Source organism: Paenibacillus xylanilyticus (genome assembly GCF_013359935.1).
In the GTDB taxonomy this organism is placed as follows: Bacteria; Bacillota; Bacilli; order Paenibacillales; family Paenibacillaceae; genus Paenibacillus; species Paenibacillus xylanilyticus.
In genome coordinates this window covers 19,304-38,127 of sequence record NZ_JABMCB010000190.1, presented here as the reverse complement: position 1 = coordinate 38,127, position 18,824 = coordinate 19,304, and the positions used below count along the sequence as shown (strand labels likewise).

Sequence of the window (18,824 nt, the reverse complement as noted above, 5' to 3'; positions counted from 1 at the left end):
ATATGCTTCATTAAATATGGCTAACAATATTTCTTTATATATAAAAAAGAGATCAGGGGATTTATAATTTCGTATGGGTATTATAATTGGGGGTCGAATGTTCAAATGGTAGCGATCTTTATCATTGGATTTATCGTGTCAATGGGACTGGCTCTTGCCCTGACACCGCTTGTCAAAAAGTTCGCGGTTAAAATAGGTGCGATGGATACGCCGAATGCACGTAAGGTGCATACTCGGATCATGCCACGTCTGGGTGGCTTAGGAATATTTCTGGCTTTTATTATTACTGTAGCTGCACTTCTTCCTTTTGTATCTGCATGGTTTACCACAAGAGATATGAGTTTTGTCAGTGCCTTTCTGATCGGCGGATCGATTATCGTCCTGATTGGCGCACTGGATGACCGTTTCGAACTGTCAGCCAAAGTGAAGCTGCTTGGACAGCTCGTTGCTGCTGCAGTAGTCGTATTCGGATTTAATATCCGAGTGGATTTTGTTAACATTCCTTTTCAGGATTCTTATTCCTCGCTGGAAGCTTGGGTATCCATTCCGCTGACGATTCTGTGGATTGTTGGTGTGACGAATGCGATTAACCTGATTGACGGTCTGGATGGTCTCGCTGCCGGTGTATCCGGTATTGCGATTGGTACTATTGCCGTGATGTCCTTCCTGATGGGTAATATGATGATTGCCTTGATGTGTCTTGTATTGCTGGGCAGTATTGTCGGCTTCTTGTTCTTCAACTTTCACCCGGCAAAGATCTTCATGGGAGATACGGGATCACTATTCCTTGGTTTCTCTCTGGCGATGCTCTCTATGCTTGGGTTCAAACAAATTGCTGTCGTGTCCTTCATCACGCCGCTGATCATTATCGGTGTACCACTCTCGGATACCTTCTTCGCGATCATTCGTCGTGCGGTACAACGGAAACCGATTTTTTCACCGGACAAAGGTCACCTGCATCACTGTTTGCGTGAGCTTGGATTCAGTCACCGTCAGACGGTGCTGATCATTTACGGTATTGCCGCATTCTTCGGTGTATTGGCGATCATTCAATCGTCGGCCGCCATGTTCGAAGCCAACTGGGTAACGTTTGTCGTGATCTGTATCATGATGTTCTTCCTTCAAGTTGGTGCAGAAGTTATTGGACTTGTTAGTAAAACCCGAAGACCGGTTATTAATTTCCTGATGCGCATGCGCGTCAAAATTAATCCGGAGACTCGCTCGAAATCCTAAATAAAAACGCTCGTTTACTGCAATTCTTGAATATTATCCAAGCCCCAAGCCTTATCCGTTATGGATAAGGTTTTTTTGTTTAATTTGCTGTTTTTACTAAATAATTGGAACCTCGGCACCGATAAAAGAGTTAACTGACTTAAAAAGAGGAGAGATGATTGCATGCAGCGTACGAAGAGGCCGATGATTTGGCTGATGATGGTGGCACTGGTTGTATCGTTGATACCGGCAGGCTTGGCACCAGTCGCATCGGCGGCAGACAAACCGACTAGTTATTTTACTCCGGACGTATCTGATCTTAGAAATACGGTTGATCTTACCCTAGAAGGTACGAATCAGGTCACGAGAGAAAAAGTATATAAAGTAACCAGTGCGGAGCAACTGATTACAGGAACATTCACCAAAGTTACAGGATCAACATTGGGAGCCAATGTTCAGTTGGTAAATTATGATCAAACTGATAAAAAGTGGATTAAGGATCCGGCTCGAGTTGCTCCAGCTGTAGTGACGATTGATCCGGATCAGCCTGATAATCGTTTTAAGGCAAATGTAACCTTGTATCCGGGGATGAACCAGATTACTTTCACGGGAGCACAAGGGCAGAATGAACGATCCGAAACGTTCTATGTTCTATTCGACAAAGTGCCTTATGTTGAGAGACTTCAAGTTCTAGGTGGATCTGATAACCTTGAATTGAACGAGGGGACTCAGATTGTAATTAACAAAGATGAGATCACACTCGAAGGTACGGCAGTTAATGCAACGAAGGTAACTATTCAAGTGAATGGAGGAAATGTTGAAGGGACCTCTTTACTACAAAATGGTAGCTTCTTTTCACCTCAGCTTTTAATGAATCCGGGCGTGAATGATCTTAAACTGATTGTGGAGAATGGATCGGATAAACTCACATTTAATTATTCCCTTTATTTTTATGATGAGAAAAATCCCGTTGTTAAACTTGATATTTTGGACTCTCTAAATAATGCACAAAGCTTGCTTGGTAAAGAACCCGTATTTACTGAGAAAGCGGAATCTGCCAAAGTACACGTACAAATGTTGGTTCCGAATGATGAAGTTACCAAAAAAAGTTTTAAAGATGGTGCGGTTATTGCAGTAGACGACCAAACGATAACACCGTCCAACGTGACAGAGCTGTTTATTCCAAGTTTGAAGGATAATACCCCTTCTTACTGGCTTGCGTCATTTGACATTGATGCAGTGCCTTTTACCAAGACCAATAATATTGTAGATGTTGATCAAAATCATACACTTTCTGTAAGTTATGGTACGAAAACATTAAGCAAACCGATGGACTTTCAATATATGGAAGGTCAGACGGTAATTACGAATCTGAAATATCTCAAAGGATATTCTGAAGATAATAAAGCAAACGTTCCTTCAGGAGAACCTTTGAACAATGCCAAAGTGGATTCAGGAGATTTTTATATCCTAGTCGAAACTAATAGTACACCAGCTGATTTGGAAAAATTATTGGCAAACTATTTGCCTTTGGGTACTAGCTCAATTACTGTTAAATACCTTTATACAGTACCTACTGACGCAACTACGAAAAAACTTCAATATGTATACAAAATTGAGGGATTGAAGAACGGGAACCAGACTGTACGTTTCAATTATGAAAAATCCACAGCGTATAGGGATGCAACTATTTCTTATGCGTCCAAGAACTACATCTATGTTGAGAATCTGACAGATGGACAGACATACAATGTAGACTCCTCGGCATCAAAAAGCATGCTGGTAAAAGGACAATATATTGATTTCGATACGTTGAAAAGCGACTATTTTGTTGCTGAAGTACTAGTGAACGGTGCTAAGGAGTATTCGACAGAACCAGCAGAGAACAAAACTCCAGACTGGTTAGATACAGATACAGGTGAATTTGAATTCAGTCTTCCAATATCACTCGATAAAGGTCCGCTGGTCTACGGTGAAAACCGAATTATCTTTACGGGTACAGGCAAGGACGATACAGGACAGGCCCGTGAAGTTAGAAAAGAACTTCGGATATATGTGGTTGACAACAACGTGTCGACGGTTGTAAATTTTCAACCTGCAGTGGGAAAAGACCGTCCAACATTCCCTCCAAAAGTATATAGTGGAGAGAGTGAAGTTGTAAAAAACATTTTCAATCTTACACCTGAATTTATTTTTAATGATAATAAGTATACAACTTCCTTGAAGGAGTATGACCTCGTTCTGCGTGGTAGCGGGGCCGCGAAGCTGAACCTGAACATGGGGACGAAAAATATCCTTTCAGTAGATATTCCGGCAACTGCAGTGGGTAATCCTGTAGTAACTTTTGCGGATACCAGATACACTTACGAGTTTGCGGGGGACCAAAAAGACTTCATGATGCGAATTCAGGATCTGACTTCAGATTCACCAGGAACATACGTATACACCTTAGAACTAGTAAACGAACTCGGAGCTAAAACATCCCGAAAATTAGAAATTGTGCGAGAAGTAAGTGCATATCGTATTCTTGCTCCGCAGCCAACGGTGGGTGATCAAATAGTCGTCAATAAAAACTTTGTACATTTTGACATTGAAGCCGAAGGTGCAACATCTGTACTCATTGGTAAAGACCCAGCTGTCAAACGCACGGATTTGGGGCCAAACCGTTTTGTCTACGACTATGTAGGATTAAAACAGGACAAGTCAAACAAAATCAAAATTACCATTAACCGTACAGGTGCAAGCAACACCGATACCATAGATGTATTTTACACGGGAACTGTTGGTGTGGATGCTCAGTATATGGCACCTAAGGTGGCTAACAAATACACTGTGTTTAACAAAGGACTGCAACTGACATTTCCCAAAGGAACTGTAATGCAGAGTACGACCCCTAGAGGGATCACAAAGTACTATCCGGATACCAAGTTATTGTTTGGTATTGCTGATTCAGTGACAGGTATTGTAGAGCGACGCAATGACTATGGTAATATTATTGGATTCCCAGGGACGGGTGAAGACGGTGGTGCGCCTTCTTGGAGTATTCCGGACGAGTACACTCTTAATTTTGGCTCAACCACCGCCTCCAGAAACTTTGGATTAATCTCAGAAATTTACTGGATTAATGGTGGGTTGGGTGAGAGTGGTGACGCAGGTTCAGCAACATACAAAGCGCCTACGAATGGTTTAGCTCCGTATTCATTGGAAGGATTGTTTGGTAATCCTCAGACACCGGTTGAACGTAAAATTACACCATCTAACCGTGGTGAGTTGACGCTATCGTTTGATCCTAATGTGGTCGACGAAGCAGGTTCGACAATCACAGTGTACCGGTACACAGACAAGCGCCAGTGGGAGAACATTGGTGGGGAAGTAGATACGAAGAGCCATACAGTAACTGTTCCGTTTGATGAGTTTGGATATTACAAAGTAATGAAATTGAACCGTGGTTACAATGATATTACGAATCATAACTGGGCACGTAATATCCTGAATGGGCTCTATTCCAAAGGTTTCATGAACAATCTGAGATTTGAACAATTCGGAACAGATGATCAAACAACACGTGGTGAGTTTGCTACTTTGTTGGTTAAGGGGCTCAGTCTTCCGATTAATTCTGACAGCAACCGAACCTTCGCAGATCTGGTGCCGGGTGCACGTTCAGCGACATGGGATTACGACCATATTGAAACAGCGGCAAGAGCAGGTATCGTCACTGGACTTACTGATGGAGTATTCGGACCGGATCAGCCGCTTACACGTGAACAGGCTGCAGTAATGATTGCTCGCGCATTAAAATTGAAGCTTGCTAACAATGATAGTAAGCTGCAAGCTACATTAGCGAAGTCATTCCTAGATTCTGGACGCATTGAAACGTATGCAGGACCGTCCATTGTGGCTGTATCTAAAGCCAAAATTATGGAAGGAGCCGCTGTAACGGTTCCGGGCCAGAAGAAGCCACAGTACAATTTCAATCCAAAAGGTAATTTGACTCGTGCAGAAGCGGGTAAAATTGCTGTTGAACTGCTCAAGAAAAGCACCAAAGTATTCCCTAAAAACTTGAGCTAATTCATCCAAGTCCATTTATGCATTATTGGAAGGACCTGTCCCTTGTGCTAAAGGGGCGGGTCTTTTTGAATGTAAAGGAAACGGCAAAAGAACACTTTTATAATAGAAGAAAGATGTTTTTTACCAATAACTATTTTTGTAATTTGCTAGAGTTTAAGATACAATAACGGTAAATACACAATGATCTAGAGGGTGAAGTTAGCTAATGAAACCGATTTATTCGAAGGCCCAGCTGGGCTACATGAAGGCAAAGACACAGTTCGAGAAGCAGGCAGTCATTCTGGAGAAAAAGCTGGAAGATACACGCAAGACGCAAGAAATCTCTCAAGAGGTTATGGAAGGGCTCGTACAGACGACTGGCTTCCATGATGCATATAACCAATTGGTGCTGGCTGAGAATGAATTGATTGAATGGTCTCATACCACCATGAAGCATGAGAAGACATACCGGGAGAACCGTTTGGCCATTGACGATATGTATCTGAAATTGAACAGTGATCCCAAAATGCGTGCTCAAATTATTGATCTTGCGATGAAAATTCGTTAAGCCATAGAACGAGGAATTACTTAAGGCATCCCTGTAGGGGTGCTTTTTATTTTTTTTACATATCATACAAATTGTCGCTTCATGGAGGGAAATAAAGGGTATAAATAAACGTCTGCATCAGAGAAAACACATACTAATGGAATGCAAGCTGCTGAAATGATGATGCTTCAACCGTTTTGGACCTTCTCCGGCCCGCACCGTACCAATACATAAATAAGTTCAAAACTTTTTTTGAAGAATCCGCAACTTTTTGAAATCTGCTGCGTTTAAGATGTAGAGTCAAAAACATTGGGCCTCTTACCAAGAATGACCTCGTGAAGAATCTTGTCTATTTATTAGAAAAAATTGCTTTACGACAAGAGAGACCCATTGTATAATACGTAAGGTAGGATTAGGAAACTACTCTATTTTCGTATGGTTCTATTATTACTCTAGTTTACAAGTTTCTGTGATAAGCTCACAGACATCATTTATATTAACTTGCTCATGACTCTGGAAAGGGGGTGCGACAATAGAATGAGAAACACGAGCGACCCTATTAAAGAAAATTCCCATGTTATGAACGCCCAAGGAGGAGAAAAAAAGGTTATGAAGAAAATTTTATCCGTCGCTTTGTCTACAGCAATGGCATTCTCGATGTTTGCATCTGTAGCATTCGGTGATACAGCAGTTACACCACAACAACAATTTGATGCATTGAAAGCTAAAGGTATCTTCAACGGTTACCCAGATGGCACAGCTGGTCTGGACAAAGAGATGACTCGCGCTGAGTTCGCGAAAGTTATCACTAAATTGCTCGGCTTGAAAGAGATCACTGGTGTGTACTCTTACAACGACAAAAACTACAACGCTAAAAACTGGGCTGCTCCTTACATTGAAGCAGTAACAGCTGCAGGCATCATGGAAGGTAAAAACGTTGAGAAGAAAATCTTCGACTTCAACGGTAAAGTAACTATCGCTGAGATGGCTACAATCCTGACTCGTGCACTGGACCTGGAAATCCCAACTGAAACTAACAACAGCGCAGCAGCATGGGCTAAAGGTTATGTTCAAGCAGCGATCAACGCTGGTCTGATCGACGCTAACGCTAACTTTGGCGCTAACGCTTCCCGTGAATTGTTGGTAGGCGCAGCTTACTCTATCGATCAAGCTCAAAGCTTGAAAGTAGAATCTTACACAGTATCCGAAGCTGGTAAAGTAGTTGAGTTCAAAATCAGCGATGGCGAAACTGTAAAAGTAACTTTGGATAAAGCTCTCGAAGCTAACAAAGAAACTGAAGTGAAATTCTCTTACAAAGATAAAGAGTTCACTGAGAAAGTTACTTATGTAGTAACTGCAGCAACTAAAATTGAAAGTGCTACAGCTAGCAACTACAAAGAACTCGTTGTGAAGTTTGATGGTGAAGTTGATGCTACTACAGCTGAAAACACTGCAAACTACACTGTGAGCGGTCGTACATTTGAATCCGCAACTTTGTCTGCTGACAAGAAGACAGTAACACTTCTTGTTGAAGAATCTGCAGGGGTTCTGCCACAACAAAGAGACACTAACCTTGTAGTTAAAGGTGTTAAAAATGCTACTGGAACTAAAACTTTCGATGAGACAGTTAAATTCACTGCAGTAGATACTCAATTGCCAGAAGTTAAATCTGTTCAAGGTCTTGGAACAAAAGCACTTCGTGTTGAGTTCTCTGAGCCTGTAACGGCTGCAACTGCTTCAAACTTGGCTAACTACAAAGTTAATGGAACTGCTATTTCTGGTTATGTTAAATACACATACCCTAACGTAGCTTTCATTACAACTGATCTTCCTGTTGGAGAACATACTTTGACAGTTTCCGGAATCAAAGATTTCGCTGGATTTAGCACAGCAACTGCTGAAACTAAATTCACAATCGCTGAAGATACAACTGCTCCAGAAATCACTAAAATTACTACCAACGATCTTAAGAAAGTTGTTGTAGAATTTAATGAGCCAGTTAAGTCTGTATCCAGCGCTTATCAAACTTCTAGCAACAAAAGTGCAACTGTATCTATCAAAGATAACGTTGTAACATTGACATTCTCTGATGCTAACCGTCTGAGCTTGGGTGAGTCCACAGTATACTTGAACGGTGTTACAGATTACAGTAACAACTCTGCTGATCGTAACGCAAAAGTGACTCCTGAACTTGACACAATTCGTCCAACAGTTTCTGGTGTTACATCTAAAACTGTTGATGGTAAAACAGAATTGACTGTTGAATTCTCCGAGAAAATCAGCACTGATGATTACAATAAAGTTGAGAACTATGTTCTGAAAGACTCTGCTGGTAAAATCTACACTGGTAAAGGATTCACTACTAAAGGTAACCCTTCTGTAGCTCCTAAATATGCTGTAGACAAAAACGGTAAAGTTGATGAAACTAAAGTAGTGCTTACTTCTGTTGGTGGAACTTTGCCAGCTGGTAACTACACTCTTGAAGTTTCCGGAGTACGTGACCAAGCAGCTATTGGTAACACAATTATTCCTCAATCCGTACCATTCTCTCTTACACAAACTGGTGCGTTGGAAGCAAGTGCTGCATGGTACAACGATGATACAGCGAACAACGAATATCAAGTTTATGTACAATTCAATAGATCTGTAGCAACTTCGGGTAACGGTAACGCACTCGATGTTAACAAATATGATTATGTTGTGACTGGCGCTACTTACAAACCTTTCCCAACATCTTCTACTACAGTACAATTGTACAATGCTAATACAGTATTGTTGACAGTTTCTAAAGATGATGTGAAAGATCTGAACACAGCTACTGCTCTGCGTGTAGTTAACGTTGCTGATACTAACGGTAACTTTGTGGATGGTACTACTGTAACTTTCGGTAGCCAAACAACATCTACTGTTGAAGTAGTTACTGATTCAGTATATGCAAAAGCTCAAAACAAAGTTGAAGTTAAATTTAAAGGCGAATTGACATTCGTAAATAAATCTGACTTTAAATTCACTAATTTGAATGAAGAGTCCGACTTCAACATTACTAACCAATCTGTAGTAGATGGTAATACTGTTGTTGAGTTCACTTTCGCGAAAGACAAAGCTATCGCTTACAACTCTGGCGTAACTTTGGCGACTGTAGCTCAAGATGATATTACTTCTGCTGACTCTGTTGGCCGCAAACTCAAAGCATTCTCTACTTCTGTACTGGATGGTATCAAACCAGTATTCGATAAAGATGCTACTAATGCAATCCTTGCAAGTGGTACAGCAGTAACATTGAAATTCACTGAAAATGTGAAATCTAACTTTACACCAGCTGCTTACAATGTAACTGTAGACGGAACTAAAGTTAATGTTACAGCTGCTTCTGCTACTAATAGAGTATTGACTCTGACTCTTGAAAAAGCAGTAAATGCTGGCCAATTGGTAGAAGTTGAACTGGTTAACAACGCTACTGGTTCGTTCGTAACTGATACTAATAACAACCCTGCTGAAAACTTCTATGCAAGTGTAAAAGCGACGAACTAATCTAAATTTCCTTAAACCAATCCAACATTTTATATGTTGGATTGGTTTTTTGTTTTCCGAAAATTATTCACGATATCCTATTAAGTTGTATGGTTTAATTCAGGAGACTAAACACAACAACATCGTAACTTTCTTTCCCTATTAAACGTTTATACTATAAGTGCAACAAGCAACTTATGGGAGGTTTGGAAGTGAATCAAAGAAAATTGTTTGTAAGTTTGCTCGCGAGCACCTTGTTGATTAGCTCAACCGCTGGGATTGCAATGGCAGCGAGCACAACCAATAAAACGTCGGCCAACAGTTCAAACAGCAGCTCAACGAAGAAAGTGACAACTACAACGAACAAGACTGTACATACATTAAGTAACTTATCCCCTGTTAAAGTTACTTCACGCAGCACCGTAAAGCTAACAGATGTAAATATCCTGTCTCAAGATGATGGCAACGTGGTTACGTATACATTAACTTATAAAAATAATGACAGCACGCCAATGATGATGCTGGATTACTGGAGCAAAGTGAAAACGAAAGGTGGAACGCTCTTCTCACCAAAACTGATTGCGAAGGATCAGGAGAAGAAAACCGTTGCTCCTGGATCAACCGTAGATCTGACGTACGTTATGAAAGTTGGACGTGAAGTAAAGCTGAGCGACCTGAACTTTCTAATCGTTAAATGGGATTTCAGTCATGCGAACTATGAACGAACGCTGGGTAAGTTCAATGTGCCCGCTTCCTATAGCATTACAACACCCGTAGGGAAAACAAAAACCGTTCGACTTAGTGACTCAGCTGTAAAGGTAAAGGTCGCTGGTATTAAGGTGTTTCCAGGGGAAGATAAGAATCAGTATGTGAAAATTGGTGTGAATTTGAACAATATTAGTTACAAATTGCTTGAAAATCCGAACATCAAATGGATTCTGCGAACACCAAGTGGAACAAATTATCCGCTTACTCCAGATAAGGATAGTACAAGCGTGAGCATTCAGGCTCAGGCGAATAAAGCTCTCAGTTTGATGGCATCACTGCCAACTTCAGTTAAACTGCAAAAATCTGAACTCCTTCTAGTTGAAGAACAGGGCGAGGAGAAAACGGTTTTACCTGTAGTTGCATTACAACTGCCAGAAGCCAGTAAAACGAACGTAGAGGTGGCTGCGAATCAGCCGAATATCATATCGGTTGAAGGTCAACGGTTGTCCACACTTCTAGAGTCTGCCAAGGTACGAGTAGATGATGCAGCATACGATCTCAACATGCAACTGGTGCTTAAGAATGAAGGTAAGAAAGCGATCAAAGTACCAACATATACATTTGAGGTCCGTACTGCAGATGGAACAGTATATCCAATAGAAACAAAAGCATTGGATGCTCTGAAGCTGAATCCTGGAGATATTAAAACGATCAAGCTTAATACGAGTCTGCAGGGAGACGGAGATACGAGCAAGATCAAGCTGTATGCGATGAGTCCGATGAATAAAAGTGAAAGCACGGAATCAACGACTCCATCTAATAGCTTTGAATTTTCCTACCCAGTAGGCGTTTATGCCATTCCACAAGCTGTTTCCAGTGGTGATGGATTAACTACAGAAAGTGTGGTCAAAAACAATAAAGGAACCTTTGGTGTTTCTCTAGGGTCTTTACAGCGCCTGCCTTGGTTGGACAGTGACATTGTCGCAGCCAAAGTAACCATTCGTAATGCAGGTACTAAAACAGTACAGCTACCTGAGCTGGAAGCTATGTTTACCATTGACTCCGCTCAAGTTGATGGAGATAAGAAGCTAATCTATACACAGAGCGGCAAATTGTTGGGAGCGGGTATGACAACGGAAGCCTATCTGCTAACCAAGATTCCTTCTGAGCTTCGAATGAGCCGACTGGAGGTAAGTTTAATTGAGAAAGTTAGTGAAGAAGAAACAAATGAATGGATTACGTTGAATACATCAGGGCTGATTCAGCCGATTTCTTATGTAGGCACAGGCAAGACATATACGTCTGGTACAGCAGATAAAGAGACGGAGATGGGCGTGCGAAGAACCATTCGTTATCCGGGCACTTCATCAGATATTGTGTATACCGAATTCGAGATGACCAATAAATCGCTCCGTCAGAGCGGTCTTGGCAAGCTGGTTGGATACTTCAAAACCTCGGACAGTCAATATTATCGAGCAACCGCCAAACAATCTGAACGATTACCTGGACCTGGGCAAAAGTCGATTGTTACGTTCTGGGCCAAGGTTCCGAAATCAGGCACCTTCTCGGATATGCGTCTGATTGTAGGAGAGGGCATTGCGGATAGTAAGTTTGTTACAGGTGATGGAGAGGCAACTGCCTACGTGAATGCACTGGCCTTTGAGGTGCCGCCAATGTCCATTAATGTATTGGGCACATTAACGAATATTGATCTCTATCCATATACCTTCACTGCGAACAGTGTGCGTGCATATCTGGCAGGCAGTTCGTCAGTTCAGGTAGAGATGAATTACAGCTTGTCGCGTAACGAAGAGATTGAGATGGGTGAGAACGAACACAAACTCATTCTTACATTGACCGATCAGGCTGGTAAAACATTTGAGAAAGAACTGACCATAGGAACGGATCTAAAAACGGGTACCAACCAAACATTAAGTTGGAGTATTGAAGACAGCTTCTTCGAGAAAATGCGTGGTGGTTCCTATCGCTTATCCGTATATGACCAGTTCCAGGGACAGCGTATTCGGCTGGCCGAGCAAGGATACGGATACGATATGTCCAAGTTTCCAAAGGAAGAACCAGAAGATTTTAGGTAAGCTCCGAACCAATTATCTCGGATAATGCCACTAGAAAACCTCGTTTCCAGATCAATGGGAGCGAGGTTTTGCTTGTCGCACTGGGTATTTTTCTCTATAGTAAATAATAGATAGATTACCAGAGGAGGAAATAAGCAATGAAACCTTATATGAAAGTATCCCTAGCAGCGCTGGCTATCGGTGTTGGCGTGTGGGTTGGATCTGTATACAGCAACACAGCTATAGGTGCAGGAACCATTCAACCAGGGACAGCGGATGATCCAGTTGTGACGAAGAGTTATGTAGATCAACAAATTCAAAAGGCTTTAAACGGAGGTGCTAATGCCGGAACGGGAAGCTCCGCTGGCAATAATAGCGGCTCTACCGGGACAGGTAGCACAGGTGGTGATACCTCGCTTCCACCAGTGGTATCTGGAGCATCTGATGCGGTAGAGATTGTTACCGTGAAGCCGGGTCAACAGCTGATCGGTGCCTCTGGCGCGGAGTTCATTGTACGCAGCGGCAAAGCAGTGATCGTCAGTGAAGGTACGAACGGTGTAGCTGATCTGACGGATGGGGTTGACCTGACGAATGGACAGGCAGCGCCGACCAATCACCTGCTCTCTTTTCCAAGGGATGGACGGGGTATAACGGTATTGGATGGTAACAAGTACAGTCTGACGGTCATGGTTCGCGGCGGATATTCTATAAAATAGGATAAGCATTTATTCGCATTTTTATTCATTTTATATGTGTAGATTAACCAGTTCTAACAAACATTTATACGGCTAGCCATGAGGGTTCCTGCTCAATCTATAATTGTACAAAACCAATTAACGGAGGTGCAGGAATCATGGCTAGAAGCAACCGCAGAGTGGTACCGGAAAGTCGTCAGATGCTGGATCAGATGAAATATGAGATTGCTGCCGAGTTTGGTCTGAATGTAGGGTATGGTCAAAATGCCCTTGCTGGTGCAGATACCGAGTTTGGTTCTGAGCTGGGAGCTGTGAGTGATCATTCCTATGGGCAGTACAAAGGCTGGGGTCATCTGACTTCCCGTGAGAACGGATCGGTTGGTGGCGAGATTACGAAAAGGCTGATTCGTCAGGCAGAAAAGCAGTTATTATAAGGTTTTTCCTTATCCGACTTGGTTTGACACGGCTTGACAAATGCGATAAGATGGCATTTGAGGTATGCAACCTTTTCCAGGAGGAAAAGGTTGATTTTTTGTTAGGGCAATTACCTGAAAAATCCTTATCTTCGTAACTGCGGACCCCGCGTCCTTATTCCGCCCGGAAAGCTTTCGAGGGTACAGTGAACGAATCACCGTAAATGTTTTGTTCGGGCAATCGCCATACTACTAGTTATGGGAGGTTGAAACTTCATGTCTGTTAAAGGCCGACATCTATTCACATCGGAGTCTGTAACCGAAGGACATCCGGATAAGATTTGCGACCAGATCTCGGACGCCGTATTGGACGCGTTTCTGGCGAATGATCCAAACGCTCGCGTAGCGTGCGAAGTTTCCGTGGCTACAGGCCTAGTGCTTGTCATCGGTGAAATCAGTTCAGCTTCTGAATACGTAGACATTCCGGCCATTGTACGTAATACGGTTAAGGAAATCGGGTACACACGTGCCAAATATGGTTTTGACTACAACACTTGCGCCGTTCTGACATCTCTGAACGAGCAGTCTGCAGATATCGCGCAAGGCGTTAACGCAGCACTGGAGAACCGTGATCCGGCTCAAGTCGCTCGCGAAACAGAAAACATCGGTGCGGGTGACCAAGGTCTGATGTTCGGGTTTGCAACGAATGAAACACCAGAACTCATGCCATTGCCAATCGCATTGTCCCACCGTATTGCACGCCGCCTCGCTGAGGTACGTAAAAACGGTACACTGGATTACCTCCGTCCGGACGGTAAAACTCAAGTAACGATCGAATACGACGGCGACAAAGTAGTTCGTGTCGATACAATTGTAGTATCCACTCAGCACGCTGAAGAGACTACCCTTGAGCAAATCCAAAAAGACATTAAAGAACAAGTTATCCTGCCTGTTGTTCCGGCTGAATTGCTGGATGAGCAGACTAAATATTTCATCAACCCAACAGGACGTTTCGTTATTGGCGGACCTCAAGGAGATGCAGGCCTGACTGGACGTAAAATCATCGTAGATACCTACGGAGGTTATGCTCGTCATGGCGGTGGTGCCTTCTCTGGTAAGGATCCGACAAAAGTCGACCGTTCCGCTGCTTACGCGGCTCGCTACGTAGCGAAAAACCTCGTTGCTGCAGGTCTTGCAGACAAAGTGGAAATTCAGCTCGCTTATGCGATTGGTGTAGCCAATCCGGTATCGATCAACGTGGATACATACGGAACTGGCAAAGTCAGCGAAGAGAAGCTGGTTGAGTTGGTACGTAACAACTTCGATCTGCGCCCAGCTGGCATCATCCGTATGCTGGATCTGCGTCGCCCAATTTACAAACAAACGGCTGCTTACGGTCACTTTGGCCGTACAGATCTGGATGTACCTTGGGAGCAAGTGGACAAAGCCGATGCTTTGAAAGCTCAAGCGGGTCTGTAAGTTTAAAATATGAATAGATTGAAGCCCTTGGTTCTGATAAGGAATCGAGGGCTTTTTTTCATACATAAGCAATTGGGTCAAAAGAAGAATCTGCCTTCCTAATTAATATACCTTTTATTGCCTTTTGGCTAAATAAAATGCTCGTTTTGACCGACATACATAATGAGGTCTGTACATTAGACAGGAGAAGAAATATAAGTTGAGGGGGACGAATCGGTGCGTTTGAAACGAATAGCCAAGAAGAGTACAATCGGGCTTTTAATCGTACTATTAACCGCCCAAGGTTGGCTAACAGGTCTGCTTGGAGTGGAAAACACTGCTTATGCAGCAGATGACTTAACTACGCTAGGGATCACGGCAACATTACCTGTAACAGGAGAGAAGAATGTAAATGGAGTAACCCCATTGGAGATCGAATTTGCCCAACCCATTCGAAAAGCAGCGGGAACTACCAGTGGATACATATCGATAAAACGTGTGGTAGATGATTCTGAGGTCATTCCACCTATCTTAGTGGACCCAACGGAATCAAGTAATATTAGCATTACACCAGATGATGCCAGTATTCCGGATGTAGGGAAAAAAGTGACGATTAATCATGCACCTCTGCCAGGAGGGATATATTACGTTCAAATCGACAAAAATGCATTTGTATACGCGGATGAGAATAATACAGCTTTCAATGGGCTGAATAAAGAGTGGACATTTCATACTCAAGGTGTAGGCTCTGCATCGTTAGTAGAGAAAATTCCTGCGAATGCAGCAATGCAGGTATCGCCCTCATCTAATATAACGATGACATTTGATAAAAAGGTTTTTGCAGGTGCTGGGAAACTGCAGATTTTTCAAGGGACTACTTTATATGAGGAGATACCTGTGAATGCAGGTTCTTCACGTATTACTGGTCTGGGGACGAATTCCATTGTGATTGATCCAGAGAAAAACTGGAATAGTAGCAGCACGTATTATGTTGTTATGCCAGAAGGTTTTTTGAGAGATGAAACGGGGAACGACACGAGAGGAATAACCGGAACCGAGTGGGGTTTTGGCGTAATCTCGGATCCTACTGCTCTCACCGTATCATCTATTTCTCCAACAAACGGTACAACGAATGCGCCTTTGACGGGAGAACTAACGGTTACATTTAATAAAGAGCTTGATACCAATTACCCAGGCAATGCGACGTTGAGAAAGGCCAATGGTGGAACCGTAGCCGTAACAACAACCATTAGCACTTCAAACAATAGACAGCTGCGAATTGTTCCGCAGAGTACTCTGGAAAGCAACACGAATTATTATGTGGATATTCCTGCAAATGTGTTCAGGGACAAGGCTGGTAATCTCTTTACAGGATTGACAGGTACCAGTTCATGGGGCTTTAAGACGCTTAGCAGAGATACTACAGCCCCGGTTCTCAAAACAGTTAAGATGTATAGTAACAATACGATTCGACTTACTTACGATGAAAGTTTGTTTAGCGCGAATCCAGCTTATAGCAGCTTCACGGTAACAGTAAATGGGGAAGCGCGTAATGTCAGCACTGCATATGTATCAGGAGATAGCGTATATGTCGTACTCGATACAGGTGTAGCTGTAGGGCAGGTTGTCCGGATCGGATATACGCCTGGACTGCGTCCAATACAGGATACTTCCCTGAATCCCGCTGCTTCGTTTGCAGCACGAGATGTGGAAAATACACTTGACTCTGTCATGTCCAAACCACGTGAGGGCACAGTGTATTACAGTACAATTAACTTATATTACCCCGAGACGGTATATATCAATTCCAGTGATGCAGTGTCACAATTCAGTGTAACTGCAAACCAGTCTTCGGTAGGGATCAACAGTATATCCTTAACGAATAGTTCAATGGTTACATTGAATCTGAGCCGTTCCATCACCGATGGAGAAGTGGTGCGTGTCTCGTATGCACCAGGCTCTTCCCCTGTGAAAGATAGTCGAGGACAAGCCCTTGCCGGCTTTACCGGGTTCTATGTCCGAAATAGCATCGATACCAAGGCACCTGAATTTCAGAGTGCGGAAATAAGTGGCTCTAAGTTATGGATCCGTTATAATGAACCACTTAGAACAACCAACAAACCGTTAAAAAGCCAGTATTCTGTCCTCGTAGATGGTAAACCTTTATTTGTAAATGACACGGATATTGAAGATGAAACAGTGACGCTGACTTTAGCTTCTGCCGTAGGCACGAACCAGAATGTAACACTTTCTTATGTACCGGGTGCATTGCGTTTGACGGACTTAAACGGTAATCCCGCTGGTTATATCAACTTAACACCTGTAAGCTACACAGCGGGTAATGGTATGGTAAAATCAGCTACAATGCAAGGAGATACCGTAACTATTACCTTCAGGGAATCTCTGCAGTCACAGACTCTGCTTACCGCTTCTCAATTCGGTGTACAGTTGGGAGGCTCACAGATAAGTGTGGTTTCTGCAGCATCAAGTGGTACAACATTAACTCTGAAGTTATCCAGTTCGGGCACCAACGGACAAACAGGAACTGTAAGTTATGCACCAGGGATAATTCCGCTGCGTACGCTTGATAACGTAATTGTTGAGGCATTTGGACCTTTATCGATTAGCCAAACTCAAAGCACAAGTTCAACTACCAATACTGGCAGTTTAAGTGGCAATTTGCCATCATGGCTAACCGTATCGGACACATCGGCTTTTAACCAGTCCTTGTATGTCATGAGCACGGATGCGGCGACAACATCTTCTGCACAGTCACGCAATAATCGCTCTACTCGTCAGTTTAATGTGGATGCTAGCAAGCTAAATCAGGCATTTCAATATGCAAGCTTAAGCAACAATTCAAGTCGAATGGTCGTATTTGAAGTTCCTTCAACAGAAGCATCAGCTTATGTAGGTTTCCCAATAGACACGCTAACAGAAATCGCTTCCCGTGAACGCTTTTCATTTATTGGAGTAAAATATGGAGAGCGTCTGTGGTCCGTGCCTTTGTCAGATTTGAATCCTTCCAGTATTGCACAAAGTGTGAATGCAGGTTCAGGATCATCCTACTTTTATGTTCAACTCGAATCAGTTCCTGTGACCGTATCTGGTACAATGGACGGCATGCTTGCATCCGCCGGGGCACAGAGAGTATCCGATGTTACGGACGTTTATCTATCAGCCTATAATGGCTATAGTGGTCAGCGTGCAGAACAACAAGTGAAGAGTAAACTTGCACTTAGATTACCATCAACGACATCAGGACCAGCCACCGGTCTGGTTTACATTGATCAAGGAACTTCAGCTCTAGCTAATATCCCGCATCATTTCTCCAATGCAACTAGAGCAGTTATTATAACAGGTCAGCTGAAAGGCAATCAGGCTATTGTAGCTGCATCCCATCCTGTTTCATATCGGGATACTGCTACGCACTGGGCTAAGGATGTCATTGGTGAGTTGTCTGCAAAATGGATTATTAATGGACAAAATGGAACTTTGTATGTTCCCGATCAGCAAATATCACGAGCAGAATTCGCTACTTTAGTGGCAAAAGGATTGGGATTGCCAGGCGACTATGCTAGTGCTCAACAATTCAAAGATGTTCGTTATGGTGATGTCTCGGGCGCTTATATTGGTGCAGCAGCTAAAGCGGGTATTGTCACTGGTAATACGGATGGTACTTTTAAACCGGATAGCCTCGTCACTCGTGAGCAGATGGCTATCATGATGGTTCGGGCTTTGGATTATGCTGGTCAGCCAACCGTTCTGAATACTTCGGCAGCATCAACATTGTCCAAGTTTAAGGACAGCAACAAAATTCAATCCAAGGATTCTGTCGCAAAAGCAGTACAGGAAGGCATTATCCAAGGAATGACATCGAAGACATTTGTACCACAAGGTAATGCAACACGTGCACAAGCAGCGGTAATGTTGAAACGTGTACTAAACAAATTGGGTTATCTGTAATCCAAATAGGAATAAATAGATTTATCTAATTAAAGCGGGAAGCGATCAGAAAAATAAGTTTATCTGATTGCTTTTTCGCTTTTTGTTATGCAAGTTAATAGGCAGAATGAATGCATCGCTAATAGATTATCCACCATATTTGTGACTTCAAGTTTGGCAATTTGATGCCATACTTGAAGTCTTTTTTTGTCTT

At 42.8% G+C, this 18,824-nt stretch carries 9 protein-coding genes; all 9 read left to right on the top strand.

The window, feature by feature from the left end; translation table 11 throughout:
- Nucleotides 1-105 precede the first annotated feature (105 nt).
- The 9 genes from HP552_RS17220 to HP552_RS17180 all read left to right on the top strand — a co-directional run bounded on the left by HP552_RS17220 (nucleotide 106) and on the right by HP552_RS17180 (nucleotide 18,631).
- Nucleotides 106-1,233 carry a glycosyltransferase family 4 protein gene (locus HP552_RS17220; RefSeq protein ID WP_175396651.1) on the top strand — a complete coding sequence of 376 codons (1,128 nt, stop codon included), beginning with the start codon at nucleotides 106-108 and terminating at the stop codon, nucleotides 1,231-1,233.
- Nucleotides 1,234-1,395: 162 nt separating this feature from the next.
- A complete protein-coding gene (locus HP552_RS17215; protein WP_175396650.1) occupies nucleotides 1,396-5,280 on the top strand; it encodes an S-layer homology domain-containing protein in 3,885 nt (1,294 codons plus the stop codon).
- Nucleotides 5,281-5,485: 205 nt separating this feature from the next.
- Nucleotides 5,486-5,827, top strand: a complete 342-nt coding sequence (locus tag HP552_RS17210) for a hypothetical protein (RefSeq protein ID WP_127537230.1) — start codon at nucleotides 5,486-5,488, stop codon at nucleotides 5,825-5,827.
- Between the two features lie 516 nt (nucleotides 5,828-6,343).
- Nucleotides 6,344-9,337, top strand: coding sequence for an S-layer homology domain-containing protein (locus HP552_RS17205; protein WP_175396649.1), 2,994 nt, complete (start codon nucleotides 6,344-6,346; stop codon nucleotides 9,335-9,337).
- Nucleotides 9,338-9,528: 191 nt separating this feature from the next.
- Nucleotides 9,529-12,120: a hypothetical protein gene (locus tag HP552_RS17200; RefSeq protein ID WP_175396648.1), complete on the top strand. Its 2,592-nt coding sequence runs from the start codon at nucleotides 9,529-9,531 to the stop codon at nucleotides 12,118-12,120.
- Nucleotides 12,121-12,257: 137 nt separating this feature from the next.
- The gene (locus tag HP552_RS17195) at nucleotides 12,258-12,815 is read left to right on the top strand and encodes a hypothetical protein (protein ID WP_175396647.1); all 558 of its coding nucleotides are present in this window, start codon (nucleotides 12,258-12,260) and stop codon (nucleotides 12,813-12,815) included.
- Between the two features lie 137 nt (nucleotides 12,816-12,952).
- Nucleotides 12,953-13,228 carry an alpha/beta-type small acid-soluble spore protein gene (locus HP552_RS17190; protein ID WP_095291345.1) on the top strand — a complete coding sequence of 92 codons (276 nt, stop codon included), beginning with the start codon at nucleotides 12,953-12,955 and terminating at the stop codon, nucleotides 13,226-13,228.
- A gap of 255 nt (nucleotides 13,229-13,483) precedes the next feature.
- Nucleotides 13,484-14,686 (top strand): methionine adenosyltransferase, encoded by a 1,203-nt coding sequence (gene metK, locus HP552_RS17185; RefSeq protein WP_175396646.1) that lies wholly within the window; start codon nucleotides 13,484-13,486, stop codon nucleotides 14,684-14,686.
- 216 nt (nucleotides 14,687-14,902) lie between these two features.
- Nucleotides 14,903-18,631: a SwmB domain-containing protein gene (locus tag HP552_RS17180; RefSeq protein ID WP_175396645.1), complete on the top strand. Its 3,729-nt coding sequence runs from the start codon at nucleotides 14,903-14,905 to the stop codon at nucleotides 18,629-18,631.
- Nucleotides 18,632-18,824: the final 193 nt, after the last annotated feature.